Source organism: Pseudomonas sp. SDO5215_S409, assembly GCF_054071325.1.
Genome location: NZ_JBSVWN010000206.1, coordinates 1 through 267, shown reverse-complemented (window position 1 = coordinate 267; position 267 = coordinate 1). Strand labels below are relative to the sequence as shown.

Annotated in this window: 1 protein-coding gene; it reads left to right on the top strand. The window is 40.4% G+C overall.

Annotated features, from left to right (window positions below; all coding sequences use genetic code 11):
* The coding region (locus ACW9H9_RS28915; RefSeq protein WP_457346752.1) for a hypothetical protein at nucleotides 1–217 on the top strand (217 nt) is incomplete at its 5' end.
* Nucleotides 218–267: the final 50 nt, after the last annotated feature.

The window sequence follows — 267 nt, the reverse complement described above, 5'->3', positions numbered from 1 at the left end:
TGCCCGAAGCCGGAATCGAACCGGCACGCCCTTACGAGCGGGGGATTTTAAGTCCGAGTTTTTAAACAATAAAATCAATCACTTAAGTAAAACATTTTTCCGCATAAATCCATTTCAACCACCCTTGAGAGCCAATAAATTCGTAGCCGTTCAAAAAATTGCGGAACAATATTCATGTTGTCGCGGCATCCGATTTCAGGAAAAAAAAACACTCTAGTGTACTGTTTTCGAAATAATTTACTTATTGACTACGGCTTCAAGTGCCTC